The following is a 16,750-nucleotide window of genomic DNA, read 5'->3' as shown; positions in this document are numbered from 1 at the left end:
GCGCCCGCATGACCGCTGGCGAACCGCTCGGCGAGATCCCCCTCGCTGCCGACCTCCTCTTCACCGACGGTCTGCCGCAGATGGACGACGAGGTGGGGTATCGCGGCGCGGTCGCAGCGCGCGCGGCCGGCATCACCTACCGTCAGCTCGACTACTGGGCGCGGACCGAGCTCGTCGAGCCCACGGTCCGCGGTGCCTCCGGATCGGGATCGCAGCGCCTGTACGGCTTCCGCGACATCCTCGTGCTCAAGCTCGTCAAGCGCCTCCTCGACACCGGCATCTCGCTGCAGCAGATCCGCACCGCGGTCGAGCAGCTGCGCGTCGCCGGCATCCGCGACCTCACCGGTACCACCCTCATGAGCGACGGGGCGTCGGTCTACCTCTGCACCTCCAACGACGAGGTCATCGACCTCGTCAGCCGCGGCCAGGGCGTCTTCGGCATCGCGGTCGGCAAGGTCCTTCGCGAGGTCGAGTCCACGCTCGTCTCGTTCGATCCGCAGGTCCCGGACCCCTCCGACGAGCTCGCTGCCCGCCGCACGCGCCGCACGGCCTGACCGCGTCGCGCGCCTGCGCCCCGTCGGCCAGGGCGCTTCGCGTGCTCGGACGCACCAACGGAAGAGCCGCCGACCCTCAGGCCGGCGGCTCTCGCATCGGGCTCACTGCGCTGGCACGTCCTCGGGGGTCGCGATACGCCCCGTGCGCATGATCCGGTCCAGCAGCGCGTCGAAGTCGGCCGCAAGCTCCTGAGCGGAGTCGCCGGGCCAGATGTGCAGGGGCTTCGCCGCACCCTGTGCCTGCTGCAGCGAGGTGCGCTCGGGCAGCTGGGGGGAGAGCACGAGCGGGCCGAACATGTCCCGCAATTCCTTGATCCGGAACTGGTGTTCGATCGACTGGGGACGAACGCGGTTCACGACGATGCCCAGGGGCTGAAGGCGCGGGGAGAGACCGCGGCGGATCTCCTCGATCGCGCGGAGGGCGCGGTCGGCGGCGGCGACGGAGAACAGGCCAGGCTCCGTGATCACGACGACGCGGTCGCTGGCCGCCCAGGCTGTGCGGGTGAGCGCGTTCAAGGACGGGGCGCAGTCGATGAGGACGAGGTCGTAGTCCGCCTCCACCGTGGCCAGGGCCTCTTCGAGCTTCCACACATCGCGCACGCTGGGGTGAGGTCCGTCGAAGTTGATGGCGGACGGGCTGCCGATCATGACGTCGATCGTGCCCGGGTGCACCTTCGTCCAACCGCTGGAAGTGATCGCCTGCTTGACGACCTTGTCCTTGGGGTTGGCGAGGACGTCGGCCACGTTCAGACGGCCGGCGACCTGGATGTCCATGCCGGTGGAGACATCGGATTGCGGGTCGAGGTCCACGACGAGGGTCCGCACGCCGCGCGCGAAGGCCGCCGAGGCGAGACCGAGTGTCACGGTCGTCTTGCCGACGCCGCCTTTGAGGGAACTGACGGAAAGGACGTGCACGCTTCCCTACGTTACCGTCCCCTAGGCTGTGAGCACACTCAACGATGTGTGAGGCGGCGATCCCGGCCGCCGGACGCCCCCCGCCTCACGACGGATGCGAGGTCCTCATGTTCCGGAAGATCCTGGTCGCCAACCGCGGCGAGATCGCGATCCGCGCCTTCCGCGCGGCATTCGAAGTCGGGGCCCGCACGGTCGCCATCTATCCCTACGAGGACAGGTTCTCCCTGCACCGCCTGAAGGCGGACGAGGCGTACCAGATCGGCACCAAGGGAGCTCCGGTGCGGGCGTACCTCGACGTCGAAGAGATCATCCGCGTGGCCGTCGAGTCGGGTGCGGACGCCATCTATCCCGGCTACGGCTTCCTCTCCGAGAATCCGGAACTCGCCGCGCGCGCGGCCGAGGAGGGGATCGCGTTCATCGGTCCGCCGGCCCGCGTGCTCGCGATGGCCGGCAACAAGGTCACCGCCAAACAGCACGCGCGGGATGCGGGTGTGCCGGTGCTGCGATCGAGCGAGGCTTCCGACGACGTCGATGCGCTCCTGGCTGCGGCGGAGGAGATCGGCTTCCCGCTGTTCGCGAAGGCGGTCGCCGGCGGCGGCGGGCGCGGGATGCGGCGTGTCGAGACCGCCGCCGAGCTCGGCCCGGCACTGGCCGAGGCGATGCGGGAGGCGCAGAGCGCGTTCGGCGACCCACGGATGTTCCTCGAGCAGGCCGTGCAGCGCCCGCGGCACATCGAGGTCCAGGTGCTCGCCGACGGGGCGGGTGAGACCGTGCATCTCTACGAGCGCGACTGCTCGGTGCAGCGCCGCCACCAGAAGGTCATCGAGATCGCGCCGGCGCCCAACCTCGACGACAGCGTGCGCGCCGACCTGCACCGCTACGCCGTCGCCTTCGCCCGGTCCATCGCCTACGAGAACGCCGGCACGGTGGAGTTCCTCCTGGAGACGGCCGGCCCTCGCGCCGGCGAGGTCGTCTTCATCGAGATGAACCCCCGCATCCAGGTGGAGCACACCGTCACCGAGGAGGTCACGGACGTCGACCTCGTGCAGGCCCAGATGCGGATCGCCGCGGGAGCCACGCTGGCCGAGCTGGGCCTCACGCAGCCCGAGATCCCGCTGCGCGGCGCCGCGCTGCAGTGCCGGTTGACGACCGAGGATCCGACGCAGGGATTCCGTCCCGACACCGGCAAGATCACGACGTACCGCTCCCCGGGTGGAGCCGGCATCCGCCTCGACGGCGGGACGACGGCGGCGGGCTCGCAGATCAGTCCGCACTTCGACTCGATGCTGGCCAAACTGACCTGCCGCGGCCACGACTTCCCGGCGGCCGTCGCGAGGGCCCGCCGCGCGCTGGCGGAGTTCCGCATCCGCGGCGTCTCGACCAACATCCCTTTCCTGCAGGCCGTCCTGGACGACCCGGCGTTCGCGGCGGGGGACATCAGCACCTCCTTCATCGACGAGCGCCCCGAGCTGCTGCGCGGACGGGAGTCGAAGGACCGCGGCTCGAAGATCCTCAACTGGCTCGTCGACGTCACGGTCAACCAGCCGCACGGGGCGAGGCCGGTGACGGCGACGCCGACGGCGAAGCTTCCCCACCTCGACCTGCGCTCCCCGGCGCCGGCCGGCTCGCGCCAGCGCCTGCAGGAGTTGGGGCCGGCACGCTTCGCCGCCGATCTGCGCGCCCAGACGCGGCTCGCCGTCACCGACACGACGTTCCGCGACGCTCACCAGTCGCTGCTGGCCACGCGGGTGCGCACGAAGGATCTCGCGACCGTCGCCCCCTATGTCGCCCGGCTGACCCCGCAGCTGCTGTCCGTGGAGGCCTGGGGCGGCGCGACCTACGACGTCGCGTTGCGCTTCCTCGGCGAGGACCCCTGGGAGCGCCTCGACGCGTTGCGCCAGGGCCTGCCCAATATCGCGATCCAGATGCTGCTGCGCGGGCGCAACACCGTCGGCTACACGCCGTACCCGACGGCGGTGACCGACGCCTTCGTCGCGGAGGCGGCCGCATCCGGCGTCGACATCTTCCGCATCTTCGACGCCCTCAACGACGTGACACAGATGCGTCCGGCGATCGACGCCGTCCTTGCCACGGGAACGGCCGTCGCCGAAGCGGCGCTCTGCTACACGGGCGACATGCTCGATCCGGACGAGGATCTCTACACGCTCGACTACTACCTGCGCCTGGCGGACGAAATGGTCTCCGCCGGAGCGCACATCATCGGCATCAAGGACATGGCGGGCCTCCTGCGCCCCGCCGCCGGAGCTCGCCTCGTCAGTGCGCTGCGGGAGCGCTTCGACGTCCCCGTCCACGTGCACACCCACGACACGGCGGGCGGCCAGCTGGCGACGCTCCTGGCCGTCAGTGCCGCGGGGGCGGATGCGGTGGACGCCGCGGCCGCGCCGATGTCGGGCACCACGAGTCAGCCGTCGCTCTCGGCGCTCGTCGCCGCCCTCGCCCACACCGAGCGCGACACCGGCATCCCGCTCGCGGCGGTCGCCGATCTCGAGCCCTACTGGGAGGCGGTGCGTCACCTGTACCACCCGTTCGAGTCCGGACTGCCGGGCCCCACGGGGCGTGTGTACCGCCACGAGATTCCCGGCGGTCAGCTGTCGAACCTGCGTCAGCAGGCCATCGCCCTCGGGCTTGCGGAGGATTTCGAGCTGATCGAGGACATGTATGCGGCGGCGAACGACATCCTCGGACGCGTTCCGAAGGTGACCCCGTCGTCGAAGGTGGTCGGCGACCTCGCGCTGCACCTGGCTGCCGTCCGCGCCGATCCCGCCGACTTCGCGGAGAACCCCCAGAACTACGACATCCCGGACTCGGTCGTGTCGTTCATGGCGGGTCAGCTGGGCGATCTGCCGGGCGGATGGCCCGAGCCGTTCCGCACGAAGGTGCTCGCAGGCCGTACGGTCGCCGACACCGCGGGCGCCCTCGACGAGACGGATGAGGCGGCGTTGGCCGAGCCCGGCGCGAGCCGGCGCACGACCCTCAACCGGCTGCTGTTCCCGGGCCCCACCCGCACCTTCCATGAGGCGCGCGACACCTACGGCGATCTCGCTGTGCTCGACACAGCGGACTACCTTTACGGGTTGACGCCCGGCGGCGAGCACGTCGTCGAGATCGAACGGGGCGTGCAACTGTGGGTCGGCCTGGAGGCGATCGGCGAGCCTGACGACAAGGGCATGCGCACCGTCATGACGACGCTCAACGGTCAGCTGCGACCGGTCTTCGTTCAGGACCGTTCCATCGCGGTCGAGGCTGCGCCCGCGGAGAAGGCCGACACCTCCAAGGCCGGCCAGATCGCCGCGCCGTTCTCCGGAGTCGTCACGCTCAAGGTGGCTCCGGGGGCGCGGGTACGGGCGGGAGAGGCGGTCGCGTCCATCGAGGCCATGAAGATGGAGGCGGCCATCACGAGCCCCATCGACGGCGTCGTCGAGAGGCTCGCGATCGGGCCGACTCAGCAGGTCGAAGCGGGCGACCTTTTGGTCGTGGTCAAAGGGGCGCATTAGCCTGAGGTGGGCGCCGGCTCTCCGGCGGCCCGTTGGGAGTACCTAAGCCATGCCTGATCGTGACGATCAGATGACCGGCCACGACGACGACATCCTGGACCAACCGGTCCGCGTCGACGCGGCCGGCATCGACATTCTCGGAACCCAGACCGCGCAGGTCGCGGTGACTCTGCCGGTCGCCGATGACGACGACGGACTCGACGACGACGTCGTCGCCGACGAGACGGTCCTCGCGGCCGAGCCCGTCGTCATCGCCACCTTGGAGGACACGGGCGAGTTCTCGCCGGTGCGCACCTCCGACCTCGACGTCCACGACGCGGAGATCGAGCCTCCCGCGGCCGAGGAGCCTCCGGCCGCCGTGGTGCGCGCGCCCGCGACGGCCACGCCGACCCCGCCGAGCACGCGGGTGCGTGTTCCCGTGGCCACGACCGAGCCCGTGGCGCCGGCGGCTCCTGCCGCGCCTGCGACGGCCGCGCCCACGGGCGCGACGCGATCCGAGCCGACACCCGTCGCGGCTGATGCCACCCCCGCCCCCGTCACCCTTGCTGCGCGCCGCGTCGATCAGGAGGAGTCCAAGCGCGAGAGCGCGGACCTGCTGACGGCCGACCGGTTGCTGGAGACCGACCGTCTGCCCAAGCGCGAGCCCGAGGGTGCCTGGCCGAACCTGGTCTACACGCTCAGCGGCGGGCGGGTGCGCCTGGGTGACAGTCGTCGTTCCCGCGAGCGGCGCGCGCTCGACGAACGGATCGCCGCACCCCTCGACGGCGGCGCGCGCTTCGTGGCGGTCCTCTCGCGAAAGGGCGGCGTAGGCAAGACGACGGTGACCGCTCTGCTCGGAATGGCGCTGGCGGACGCCCGCGACGACCGGGTCATCGCGCTGGACGCGAATCCCGACCGCGGAACGCTCGCCGAGCGCGTGGGCCGCCCCAGCGGCAAGACGGTGCGCGATCTCGCCACCCATGCGGCACCGATCCACGGCTTCAACGAGATCTCGGCGATCGTCGCCCGCGACGACACCCGCCTGGATGTGCTCGCCTCCGACAGCGATCCTCACGTGTCCGAGGCGTTCGACGATGCGGACTACCGCGAGGTCGCCGCTCTCGCCGCGCATTACTACTCCATCGTGTTGACCGACACCGGCACGGGCATCGTGCACTCGGTGATGGACGCGACGCTGGAAGCCGCCGACGCGCTCGTCATCGTGTCGGGGCTCAGCGTCGACGAGGCACGACTTGCCTCCGAGACGCTCACCTGGCTGGAGACGAACGGCTACACGGCTCTGGCGCGCTCGGCTGTCGTCGTGCTGAACGCGTCACGTCCCGGGGCGCCGCTGGTGCGCCTGGACGAACTGGAGGAGCACTTCCGCTCGCGCGTGCGTCAGGTCGTGCGGGTGCCCTACGACGCGCGCATCGCCACGGGCAGCGCGATCTCCTTCCGCGACCTCCAGCCTGCGACACGTGCCGCGGCGCGTCAGCTCGCCGCCGTCGCCGTCGAAGGTCTGCGCGTGGCGGCCGCGTCATGACGGTTCGCGCCATTCGACTCTTCGGGGATCCCGTGCTGAAGAGCCGCGCGAGCGAGATCGTCGACATCGATGAGGGCATTCAGGCGCTCGTGCGCGATCTCGTCGAGACCGTCGAGCTGCCCGGCCGAGCAGGGGTCGCCGCTCCGCAGATCGGTGTGGGCCTGCGGGCGTTCAGTTACAACGTCGACGGCGAGATCGGATACATCCTGAACCCGGTCCTGGTGGAGGTCTCGGGTGAGCCGCAGCTGACGGGCGAGGGGTGCCTCTCGGTGCCGGGTCTGTGGCACGACGTCCTGCGGTACCCGTACGCGAAGGTCGTCGGGATCGATCTCGACGGGAACGAGCTCGTGCTGGAAGGCGAGGGCCTCATGGCGCAGGCGCTGCAGCACGAGACCGACCACCTCGACGGGATGCTGTACCTGGACCGGCTCGACAAGGAGCGCCGGCGGGTGGCCCTGCGCGAGGTGCGCGAGAGCGACTGGTTCTGAGTGACGAAGAAGGGGGCCCGCATCCGGCATCGGATGCGGGCCCCCTTCTCACTCGGTCAGGGGAGCGGCACGTTCTGCGTGGTCTCCTCGGGCGCCCGGTACAGCTGCTCGACGTCGTCCGCGAAGTCCGCGAGGATCACGTTGCGCTTGATCGACAGCTTCGGCGTGAGGTGGCCGCTGGCCTCCGTCCACTCGGTGGGCAGGATGACGAACTTGCGGATCGACTCCGCGCGGGAGACCCCGGCGTTCGCCTTGTCGATGGCCAGCTGCACCTCGGCGCGGACAGCGGGGTCATGAGCCGCCTGCGCGATGGTCAGATCCTTCGGACGGCCGTTGTTCTCCAGCCAGGTCGGCAGCATCTCGGGGTCGAGGGTGACCAGAGCCGAGATGAACGGCTTCTGATCGCCCACGACGACGACCTGTCCGATGATCGGGTTGGCCCGGATCGGGTCCTCGAGCGCGGCGGGTGCGACGTTCTTGCCGCCCGCGGTGACGATGATCTCCTTCTTGCGGCCGGTGATCGTCAGGTAGCCGTCGTCGTCGAGCGAACCGAGGTCTCCGGTCTTGAACCAATCGCCGTCGAACGCTGCGGCCGTCGCCTCCGGGTTCTGCCAGTACTCCTTGAACACGTTCACGCCGCGCACCTGGATCTCGCCGTCCTCCGCGAGCCGGATGCCGACACCGGGGATCGCGGGACCGACGGTGCCGATCTTGGACCGTGTTGCGAGGTTCACCGTGGCGGGTGCGGTGGTCTCGGTCAGGCCGTAGCCCTCGAGGATGTGCACGCCGAGGCTGTGGAAGAAGTGGCCGAGGCGCGGACCGAGGGGCGCGGAACCCGAGACGGCGTAGCGGACCTGGCCCCCCATCGCGTCGCGCAGCTTGCTGTAGACGAGCTTGTCGAACAGGGCGAACTTGATCTTCATCCCCAGGGGGATGCGCCGCCCGTCCTGCAGATAGGCGGAGTGATCGATCGCGACCTGCGCGGCCGCGCGGAAGATCTTGCCCTTGCCTCCGGCCTCCGCCTTCTGCTCCGCCGAGTTGTAGACCTTCTCGAACACGCGCGGGACGGCGAGCAGGAAGGTCGGTTTGAAGGAACCGAGAGCGGCCAGCAGCTGCTTCGTGTCGGGCTGGTGGCCCGTCTTCACACCCGCGTGGATGTTGAGGATCGAGATGAAACGCGCGAACACGTGCGCCGTCGTGATGAACAGGACGGTGGAGGCGCCGGGGGTGTTGACGACCTCCTTCAACGATGTCGCGGAGTTGCGTGCGAGCTCGACGAAGTTGCCGTGCGTCAGCACGCATCCCTTCGGCCGGCCTGTCGATCCCGATGTGTAGATGAGCGTGGCGATATCGGAGGATTCGGCGAGAGAGCGTCGGCGCTCGATCTCCTCGTCGGGCACGGCGGAGCCGGCCGTGATCATCGTGTCCAGGTCGCCCGCGAACATTTGCCACGAGGACCGCACGAGGGGGAGCTTGTCGCGCACCTCGGCAAGACGGGCCGCGTGCTCGGCCGTCTCGACGAGGCAGGCCACCGCGCCGGAGTCGGACAGGATCCACTCGATCTGGCTCGGTGAGCTCGTCTCGTAGATCGGCACCATGACCGCGCCCGCGTAGAAGAGCGCGAAGTCGACCAGGGTCCAGTCGTAGGTCGTGCGGGCGAGGAAGCCCACCTTGTCGCCGGGGGCCACACCCGCCGAGACGAAGCCCTTCGCGAGCGAGACGACCTGGCGCTCGAACTCCCGTGCCGTGATGTCGCGCCAACCGTCTCCGTCGGGGACGGCGAACAGCGGGCGGTCGGGGGTCGCTCGCACGCGCTCCACGAGCAGATCGCCCACGTTGGCGTGCGGGTCGGCGGGGACGATCGCGGGCACTTCGAACACTGTTGCGCTCATGTCGGCAGCTCCTTCGGTACCGGACGGGTTGCTATGAGACGCAAGTCTACGCATGCGTGGAACTGAGTCCCACCGTCCCGACCGTCAGGACGACTTGTTCCGGCCCCGCGGAAGGCGATCTGCCGTGCGACGACTAAGCTTCTGGAGGCCTTACCGGACGAAGGGACGACAGTGTTCGCAGTGGGAATCGACATCGGCGGAACGAAGATCGCCGGTGGCGTGGTCGACGAGCACGGCACCATCGTCCGCAGGGCGCGTGTCGCGACCCCCACGGATGTGACGGGCATCGAGGTCGCCGTGGCGCAGATGATCACGGAACTGTCGGCGGGCGAGCAGCTCGTGGCCGGCGTCGCAGCTGCCGGATTCATCGACCGGGAGCGTTCGACCGTCTACTTCGCTCCCAACATCGCCTGGCGCGACGAGCCGCTGCGCGAGCGCATCGAGCAGCGCACCGGCGCGCGGGTTCACATCGAGAACGACGCCAACGCGGCGGGCTGGGCGGAGTACCGCTTCGGGGCCGGCGAGGATCTACGGGATGTCGTCATGCTGACGCTCGGTACGGGCGTCGGCGGCGCTGTCGTGGTCGACGGCAATCTCCTCTCCGGCGGTCACGGCGTGGCCGCGGAGCTCGGGCACATGCGCCTCGTGCCCGAGGGTCGAACGTGCGGATGCGGTCAGCGCGGCTGTCTCGAGGTGTACGGCTCGGGTCGTGCTCTGCAACTCGAGGCGCGGGAGATCGCCGTCGACGCCGAGTTCGGCATCGGCGCGCGCCTCGCCGCCGCGTCCCGCGAGCAGGGCGGCCTCACCGGATCCGCCATCTCCCGGCTGGTCCAGGACGGCGACCCCGGCGCGCTCGAGGCGCTCCGCCGCATCGCGGTCGCCGTCGGCACGGCGTGCGGCGGGCTCGCCGCCATCCTCGACCCGGAGCGTTTCGTCATCGGCGGGGGAGTGTCGCAGCTCGGCGACGTGCTGCTGGAGCCGATGCGGGAGGCCTTCGCCGCCGCGATGCCCGCGTATGGTTATCGTCCGGTCGCCGATTTCCAGGTGGCCCGTCTCACGAACGATGCCGGCGTGATCGGTGTCGCGGATCTGGCTCGACGTCGGGCGGTCGCAGGGGGCTGACAATGTTCTACTGGCTGATGAAGTACATCGTGATCGGACCGATCGTGAAGGCGATCTTCCGGCCGTGGATCGTGGGCCGGCGCAACATCCCCGCAAACGGTGCGGCCATCCTCGCCAGCAACCACCTCTCCTTCGCGGACTCGATCTTCCTGCCGCTGATGATCGACCGGCCGATGACCTTCCTCGCCAAGAGCGATTACTTCACCGGCCGCGGCATCAAGGGCTGGGCGACGCGTGTCTTCTTCAAGGCGACAGGCCAGATCCCGATCGATCGCTCGGGCGGGAAAGCCTCGGAGGGTTCGCTCAACACGGGTCTGCAGGTGCTCGGCCGGGGAGACCTGCTGGGCATTTACCCGGAGGGCACGCGCAGCCCCGACGGACGCCTGTACCGCGGGCGCACGGGCATCGCGCGCATGGCGCTGGAGGCCCGCGTCCCCGTCATCCCGGTCGTGATGGTCGACACCGACGCGGTCATGCCGATCGGCCGGCGTCTTCCGCGCATCGGCCGCGTCGGCATCGTGATCGGCGAGCCGCTGGATTTCTCCCGGTTCGCCGGGATGGAGGGCGACCGCTACGTTCTCCGGTCGGTCACCGACGAGATCATGGTCGCTCTGCAGCGTCTGGGCGCGCAGCGTTACGACGACGTCTACGCCTCCACGGTCAAGGACCGGCTGGCGACGTCCTCGTCGCACGGGCTCGACACGCCCGCGGCGTCGCTAGACTGAGCGAATGCCCCACAGCTTGGACCCGCTCGATCACTGGCGCTCGCTGCCGATCAAGCAGCAGCCCTCCTGGCCCGACGCCGACGCTGTCGCGGCCGTCTCGGCCGAACTCGCCACCCTTCCGCCGCTCGTCTTCGCGGGCGAGGTCGACCGCCTTCGCGACCGCCTCGCAACCGCGGCCTCCGGGCGCGCGTTCCTCCTGCAGGGCGGCGACTGCGCCGAGACGTTCGCCGGTGCCACGGCCGAGCAGATCCGCAACCGCATCAAGACGCTGCTGCAGATGGCGGTGGTGCTGACGTACGGCGCGTCCATGCCGGTCGTGAAGATGGGGCGTATGGCGGGCCAGTTCGCCAAGCCGCGCTCGAGCGACAGCGAGACGCGCGGCGACGTCACCCTGCCGGCATACCGTGGCGACATCGTGAACGGCTACGACTTTACGGAGGGCTCGCGCACCGCCGACCCCCGACGGCTGGAGAAGGCCTACCACACGGCCGCGTCGACGCTGAACCTCATCCGCGCGTTCACACAGGGTGGTTTCGCCGATCTCCGCGAGGTCCACAGCTGGAACCGCGGCTTCGCCGAGAACCCCGCCAACCAACGCTACGAGGGACTGGCGGCGGAGATCGATCGCGCCATCAAGTTCATGGAGGCGGCCGGAGCCGACTTCGACGAGCTGCGCCACGTCGAGTTCTACACCGGCCATGAGGGCCTGCTCATGGACTACGAGCGGCCGCTGACCCGCATCGACTCCCGCACGGGCACGCCGTACAACACGTCGGCTCACTTCCTGTGGATCGGGGAGCGCACGCGCGATCTCGACGGTGCCCACGTCGACTACTTCTCGAAGATCCGCAACCCCATCGGGGTGAAGCTCGGTCCTTCGACGACCCCCGAGACCGCGCTGGCGCTCATCGACAAGCTCGACCCCGAACGGGAGCCGGGCCGTCTCACCTTCATCACCCGGATGGGCGCGGGCAAGATCCGCGACGCACTGCCGCCGCTGCTGGAGGCCGTGAAGGATGCGGGTGCCTCACCGCTGTGGGTCACCGACCCGATGCACGGCAACGGCATCACCACGCCCACCGGCTACAAGACGCGTCGCTTCGACGACGTGGTCGACGAGGTGCGCGGCTTCTTCGAGGCGCACCGGGCCACGGGCACCCACCCGGGCGGCATCCACGTCGAGCTCACCGGCGACGACGTGACCGAGTGCCTGGGCGGCTCCGAGATGATCGACGAGGCGACCCTCGCGACTCGCTACGAGAGCCTGTGCGATCCGCGCCTGAACCACATGCAGAGCCTGGAGCTCGCCTTCCTCGTGGCCGAGGAGCTCGAGAAGCGCTGAACCCGAGACGCAGAGAGCCGCCCCGCATCCGTGCGGGGCGGCTCTCTGCGTTCGGGGTGAGAAGCGGCGCGGTTCAGCCGGTCAGGCTGAGGACGAGGCTCACGTTCGCGTTCTTGCGGATTTTGTCCTCGTCGGTCGGGTCCTGCGAGACGACCTTCGCGACGTTCGGCGCGGCGTCCCAATAGCCCGCGTACTTCGCCTTGAATCCGGCCGCCTCGAGCGTCTTCTTCGCCTCGGTGAGCGTCATGCCGACGACGTTGGGCACAGGGAACAGGGGAGGGCCGTCCGAGATGATGAGCTGCACGGTGTCATTCGGACGCCAGTCGCCGCCGCCCTCACGAGCGGAGATCCCGATGACGCGACCCTCATCGATCGTCTCGCTCGTCTGAGACGCGCTGTCACCGGACACCGTCAGACCGACGGCCGACAGGGTCTTCGTCGCGTCCGACACGCTCATGCCGGCCACATCGGGAACCGGGCCGCGGGAGACGGTGAAGCTCGCACCGTCGCCTTCGTGCAGGGTGCAGCCGTTCGAACAGTCGATCGCGTCGCCTCCGGCGGCAGGGGTGACGGACGCGGCGACGACGGTGCCGTCGGCGGCGTCGGTGAACACGTACTGCGGGTCGCCGACGGTGACGCGCACCTGCTGCATCGCGGCGGTCGCCGCATCCAACGTCATCCCGGCCAACGCGCCGACGTCGTGCGGCTGCGGCCCCTGGGACATCACCACCCGCACGAGTGAGTCCTTCTCGACGCGTTCACCGCCGCCGGGCTCGGTGCGGATCACGGCGCCCGCGGCCACGTCGAAGCTGTACTCGTCCGCGCGTTCGACCCGGAGACCGCGGTCCTCGATCTCGGCTTGCGCGGCTTCGAAGCTCTGCCCCTCCAGCGCGGGCACGGCGACGAGCGAGCCGGGTCCGGAGCCGAACCACCAGCCGATGCCGCCCGCGAGCGCAGCGAGCAGCACGACCAGCGTCAGCAGCCACGCACCCTTGGCGGATCGTCGGCGTGCACGTCGGCGCAGCAGCGTGGCGTTGTCGACGTCCTCGGCGACGGCGGTGGGGCCGGTGGCTCCGAGTGGGAGCGCCTTGGTCAGCTCTCCGGAGTCCAGCCGGTCGTCACTCACGGCGGTCCCGACCGCGAGTGTGCGCGCGACCTGCGGCGCGATGCCGAGCTCGCGCTCGATCTCGCGCAGACGCTGCAGCATCTGATCCGCATCGAGTGGTCGGGCGTCGGGGGAGCGCTCGGTCGCCCACAGCACCAGCTCGTCGAGTTGCTCCGGCACCGCCGGATTCTTCACACTCGGGCGGGGAACCGAATCGGTGGCGTGCTGGTAGGCGATCTGCATGGGCTGCTCGCCCTTGTACGGCTGCTCGCCGGTGAGCATCTCGTAGAGGAGGATGCCGAGGGCGTAGATGTCGCTGCGGGCATCGGCACTGCCGCGCGTGACCAGCTCGGGCGCGAGATAGGCGATGGTTCCCAGCAGCATCTGCCCGCTCGCCGTGTTCGCCGTGGTGGCGCGGGCGAGTCCGAAGTCGCCGATCTTGATGCGACCGTCCTCGGCGAGGAGCACGTTCTCAGGTTTGACGTCTCGGTGCACGATGCCGGCGCGGTGCGCGGCGGCGAGACCCGACAGCACCGCGTCCATGATCGTGATGGTCTGCGGGACAGGGATCCGGCGCTGCTCCTTCATGAGCTCGCGCAGCGTGATGCCCGGCAGATACTCCATGACGAGATACGCCATGTCGCTGTCCTGACCCTGGTCGAACACGTTGACCACGTGCGGGTCGGCGAGGCGCGCGGCCGCACGGGCCTCCTGGATGAAGCGACTCTGGAAGACGGTGTCGTCGCTGAGGTGGCCGTGCATGACCTTCAGGGCCACGCGGCGTTCCAGGCGCAGATCGGTCGCGACGTACACGGTGGCCATGCCGCCGCGGGCGATGCGCGAGCGCACGCGGTATCGGCCGTCGACGAGACGGCCGATCAGCGGGTCGGTGCGCTGGCTCGTGCTCACGGTGAGAGTCTACGGAGCGGTCGCTGTGAGCCCGGCAGCGGCTCACCGCTGATCCCCGCCCTCGTGCGCTACCCGAGGGCGGCCAGCCAGGCGAGAGAAGGCTGCTCCCACCGGGCGTAACGATCCGGATACGCCGAGATCTGCACCGCCTGGGCGGCATCCGCGTAGCTCATCGACTCCCAGTCGGGGATGTCGAGGAGGCCGCGCGTGCGGCTGCCGTTGGGGTCGGTGGGTCCGCCGAAGAATGCGCGGATCGCGCGCTCCGGATCACGCACCTCCTCCACCGTGCCCCACCCGGTGGAGGGACGCTGCTGGAACAGACCCTGCGAATCGCGGTCGCCCCAGTCGAGGTTGCGCAGCCACGACTCCTGCATCGCCGTGCCCAGTGCGATGGCGATCCCGCGCTCGGGGACGCCCAACTCGCGGCCGACACGGATGATGGTGCGCGCGTTCTGGACCTGCTCGGCATCCAGTTCCAGGCTGACTGTGTCGACGGCGGCCGATGACGGTGCGGGAGCGGCTGCGGCGGCGCCCGGCACGGTGATCGTCTGACCCGGATAGATGATCGAGTCCCAGGTGAGACCGTTGGCGGCGAGGACCGCCCCCGCCGTCGAGCCCTGACGCGCGGCGATGCCGCTGATCGTGTCGCCGGCGACGACGGTGTACGAGGTGCCGGTGGCGGGTGGTGCGGATGCCGGCGCGGGCGCGGGTGCGACGGGCGCGACCAGGGAGAGCACCTGACCGGGACGGATGAGCGAGTTCTCCCACGACAGGCCGTTCCATGAGAGGACGTCGGCCGTGGCGAGACCGTAGTGCGCGGCGATGGCGGCGACGGATTCTCCTGCCGCGACGGTGTGCGTGGCCGGCGGCGGAGTCTGGGCGGGGCGGGGAACGCCCTGGCGTGACGGTTCCACCGTCGACGCGTGCGCGGGCGCGGCCATCAGGGTGAGCGCGACCGTGCTCACGAGGGCGGACGCGCCGATGACGGCGCGCGGGTGGGGGGAGACGTCCACGAGCATGGTCGGCCTCTCTTTCACATCCGGGGGTTCCGCCACCCTGACACGCGTGTGTACCGAGGTCAACGGAAGTGACTGGTGTGACAGATGAGATCTCTCCCATCTTTCGACGCGCGCTCGGCGCGGTGCGCGGTGCGCGGATGAGAACATGGACGGGTGAGTTCCGACACCCCTGTCCCCACCGAATGGCTTGCGCTGCCCGATCTGGTCGAGCTGACCGGTGAGTCGCTGAGCCGTGTCCGGCGTCTGCTCGACGAGGGCTATCTCATCGGCTCGCGTCGGGAGGGCTCCTTCCGTGTGCCCAGCGTCTTCCTCGTCGACGGTGCGCCGCTGTCGTCGCTGCGCGGCACGATCTTCGCGCTGCGGGATGCGGGACTGACGGATGACGAGGCCATCGACTGGCTCCTGGCCCCCGAGGACTCGATCGGGCAGGCGCCGATCACATCGCTGCTCCAGGGGCGCAAGAGCGAAGTGCGCCGCGTCGCGCGCGCCCTCGGCTGAGTTCGGTCGACGTCAGGAGCGCCGCTCTGTAGCAGCGCGGGCGAGATCCCGCAGTTCGCTGACCGTCGCGTTCGCCAGCGGAGCTGCCGACAGCGCGCGGTCCGCCTCGCGCACATAGGTGGTGATGAGTTCCTCGACACGGTCGACGGCGCCGCTGTCGATGATCGTGCGCTGCAGCGCTGCGATCTGTTGCTCATCGAGGCCAGGATCGCCCAAGAGCTCGTCGAGGGTGCGGCGCGGGCCGGGCCCGAGCGACTCGCGGGCGTAGGCGATGAGCACCGTGCGCTTGCCTTCGCGGAGATCGTCGCCGGACGGCTTGCCGGTCTCGGCAGCGTCGCCGAAGACTCCGAGCAGGTCGTCGCGCAGCTGGAACGCCATCCCGACCGGATGTCCGAACGCGCTCAGCGCGTCGAGCTGCGTGCGATCGGCGCCGGCCAGGGCCGCCCCGATCCGTAACGGCTGCTCCACGCTGTAGCGGGCGGACTTGAGCGAGGCCACTCGCAGCGCGCGATCGGCGTGCGTCGCGTCGTCGGCCACCGCGAAGGCCGACTCCTCGGCGATGTCGAGGTACTGCCCGATGGTGACGTCGCGCCGCATCCGGGCGTACTCCGCGCGCGCCGCGGACGCCTGGTCTGTATGGGCGAGCCCCTCCTCGAGGAGATCGTCGCTGAAGGCCACCAGGAGATCGCCGCCGAGGAGAGCCGCGGAGCGACCGAAACCGGCGGCGTCGCCCGCCCAGGACCGCGCGGAGTGCTGCGCTTGAAGGGCGCGGTGCATGGCGGGTCGTCCGCGGCGGGTGTCCGAGTTGTCGATCAGATCGTCGTGGACGAGGGCTGCCGCCTGGAAGATCTCCAACGCGGCAGCCGTCGCGACGACCGCGTCGGGCGGCGTCGCTTCGGGTGCGACGCGCTCGGCGACGGCCCGCCATCCCGTCACGCAGAACCGCGCGCGCAGTCGTTTGCCGCCGGCGACGGTGTCGCGCACATCCGCTACGAAGGCCAGAGCGTCGGGTCCCATCGCCCGCGCGGCCTGCTCCTGCGATCCGAAGAACGTATCCAGTCGCTGGGAAACCGCTTCGATCGCGTCTGTGGTCCTCGACACGGGCCTAGCCTAGTTCGACAGGCGGCGCGTAGAATCCAAGCAT

13 protein-coding genes are annotated in these 16,750 nt (G+C 70.0%); 8 read left to right on the top strand and 5 right to left on the bottom strand.

The window, feature by feature from the left end:
* Positions 1 to 8: 8 nt before the first annotated feature.
* Entirely contained in the window at positions 9 to 554 is a 546-nt protein-coding gene (locus QE377_RS00880; RefSeq protein WP_137416709.1) for a MerR family transcriptional regulator, read from the top strand.
* 102 nt (positions 555 to 656) lie between these two features.
* Here the strand turns inward: QE377_RS00880 and QE377_RS00875 are convergent, their stop codons facing one another.
* Positions 657 to 1,469 (bottom strand): ParA family protein, encoded by an 813-nt coding sequence (locus QE377_RS00875; protein ID WP_307318734.1) that lies wholly within the window; start codon positions 1,467 to 1,469, stop codon positions 657 to 659.
* Positions 1,470 to 1,576: 107 nt separating this feature from the next.
* On the opposite strand from QE377_RS00875, the gene QE377_RS00870 reads away from it, so the two are divergent.
* The 3 genes from QE377_RS00870 to def are packed head-to-tail and all read left to right on the top strand — an operon-like array spanning position 1,577 to position 6,994.
* Positions 1,577 to 4,984 carry a pyruvate carboxylase gene (locus QE377_RS00870; protein WP_307318732.1) on the top strand — a complete coding sequence of 1,136 codons (3,408 nt, stop codon included), beginning with the start codon at positions 1,577 to 1,579 and terminating at the stop codon, positions 4,982 to 4,984.
* Between the two features lie 49 nt (positions 4,985 to 5,033).
* Positions 5,034 to 6,506 (top strand): MinD/ParA family protein, encoded by a 1,473-nt coding sequence (locus QE377_RS00865; RefSeq protein ID WP_307318731.1) that lies wholly within the window; start codon positions 5,034 to 5,036, stop codon positions 6,504 to 6,506.
* Positions 6,503 to 6,994: a peptide deformylase gene (gene def / locus QE377_RS00860; RefSeq protein ID WP_307318729.1), complete on the top strand. Its 492-nt coding sequence runs from the start codon at positions 6,503 to 6,505 to the stop codon at positions 6,992 to 6,994. Before QE377_RS00865 ends, def begins: the two co-directional genes overlap by 4 nt.
* Positions 6,995 to 7,050: 56 nt before the next feature.
* Here the strand turns inward: def and QE377_RS00855 are convergent, their stop codons facing one another.
* Positions 7,051 to 8,886 (bottom strand): long-chain fatty acid--CoA ligase, encoded by a 1,836-nt coding sequence (locus tag QE377_RS00855; RefSeq protein ID WP_307318728.1) that lies wholly within the window; start codon positions 8,884 to 8,886, stop codon positions 7,051 to 7,053.
* A 171-nt stretch (positions 8,887 to 9,057) separates the two neighbouring features.
* On the opposite strand from QE377_RS00855, the gene QE377_RS00850 reads away from it, so the two are divergent.
* The 3 genes from QE377_RS00850 to QE377_RS00840 are packed head-to-tail and all read left to right on the top strand — an operon-like array spanning position 9,058 to position 12,075.
* A complete protein-coding gene (locus QE377_RS00850) occupies positions 9,058 to 10,008 on the top strand; it encodes an ROK family glucokinase (RefSeq protein ID WP_307318726.1) in 951 nt (316 codons plus the stop codon).
* Positions 10,009 to 10,010: 2 nt separating this feature from the next.
* Complete coding sequence (locus QE377_RS00845; protein WP_307318724.1) at positions 10,011 to 10,733, top strand: 1-acyl-sn-glycerol-3-phosphate acyltransferase; 723 nt, start codon at positions 10,011 to 10,013, stop codon at positions 10,731 to 10,733.
* A gap of 4 nt (positions 10,734 to 10,737) precedes the next feature.
* Positions 10,738 to 12,075 (top strand): class II 3-deoxy-7-phosphoheptulonate synthase, encoded by a 1,338-nt coding sequence (locus QE377_RS00840; protein ID WP_307318722.1) that lies wholly within the window; start codon positions 10,738 to 10,740, stop codon positions 12,073 to 12,075.
* Positions 12,076 to 12,148: 73 nt separating this feature from the next.
* Here the strand turns inward: QE377_RS00840 and pknB are convergent, their stop codons facing one another.
* Positions 12,149 to 14,089, bottom strand: coding sequence for a Stk1 family PASTA domain-containing Ser/Thr kinase (pknB, locus tag QE377_RS00835; RefSeq protein ID WP_307318721.1), 1,941 nt, complete (start codon positions 14,087 to 14,089; stop codon positions 12,149 to 12,151).
* Positions 14,090 to 14,157: 68 nt separating this feature from the next.
* Positions 14,158 to 15,108: a LysM peptidoglycan-binding domain-containing protein gene (locus tag QE377_RS00830; RefSeq protein WP_307318719.1), complete on the bottom strand. Its 951-nt coding sequence runs from the start codon at positions 15,106 to 15,108 to the stop codon at positions 14,158 to 14,160.
* A 153-nt stretch (positions 15,109 to 15,261) separates the two neighbouring features.
* On the opposite strand from QE377_RS00830, the gene QE377_RS00825 reads away from it, so the two are divergent.
* Positions 15,262 to 15,606: an Rv2175c family DNA-binding protein gene (locus QE377_RS00825; protein ID WP_307318718.1), complete on the top strand. Its 345-nt coding sequence runs from the start codon at positions 15,262 to 15,264 to the stop codon at positions 15,604 to 15,606.
* Positions 15,607 to 15,618: 12 nt separating this feature from the next.
* On the opposite strand, the gene QE377_RS00820 is transcribed toward QE377_RS00825, so the two are convergent.
* Positions 15,619 to 16,707, bottom strand: coding sequence for a polyprenyl synthetase family protein (locus QE377_RS00820; protein WP_307318716.1), 1,089 nt, complete (start codon positions 16,705 to 16,707; stop codon positions 15,619 to 15,621).
* Between the last annotated feature and the right edge of the window lie 43 nt (positions 16,708 to 16,750).

The organism is Microbacterium sp. SORGH_AS_0862, assembly GCF_030818795.1.
Taxonomy (GTDB): Bacteria; Actinomycetota; Actinomycetes; order Actinomycetales; family Microbacteriaceae; genus Microbacterium.
This window is presented reverse-complemented; position numbering and strand designations above follow the sequence as displayed.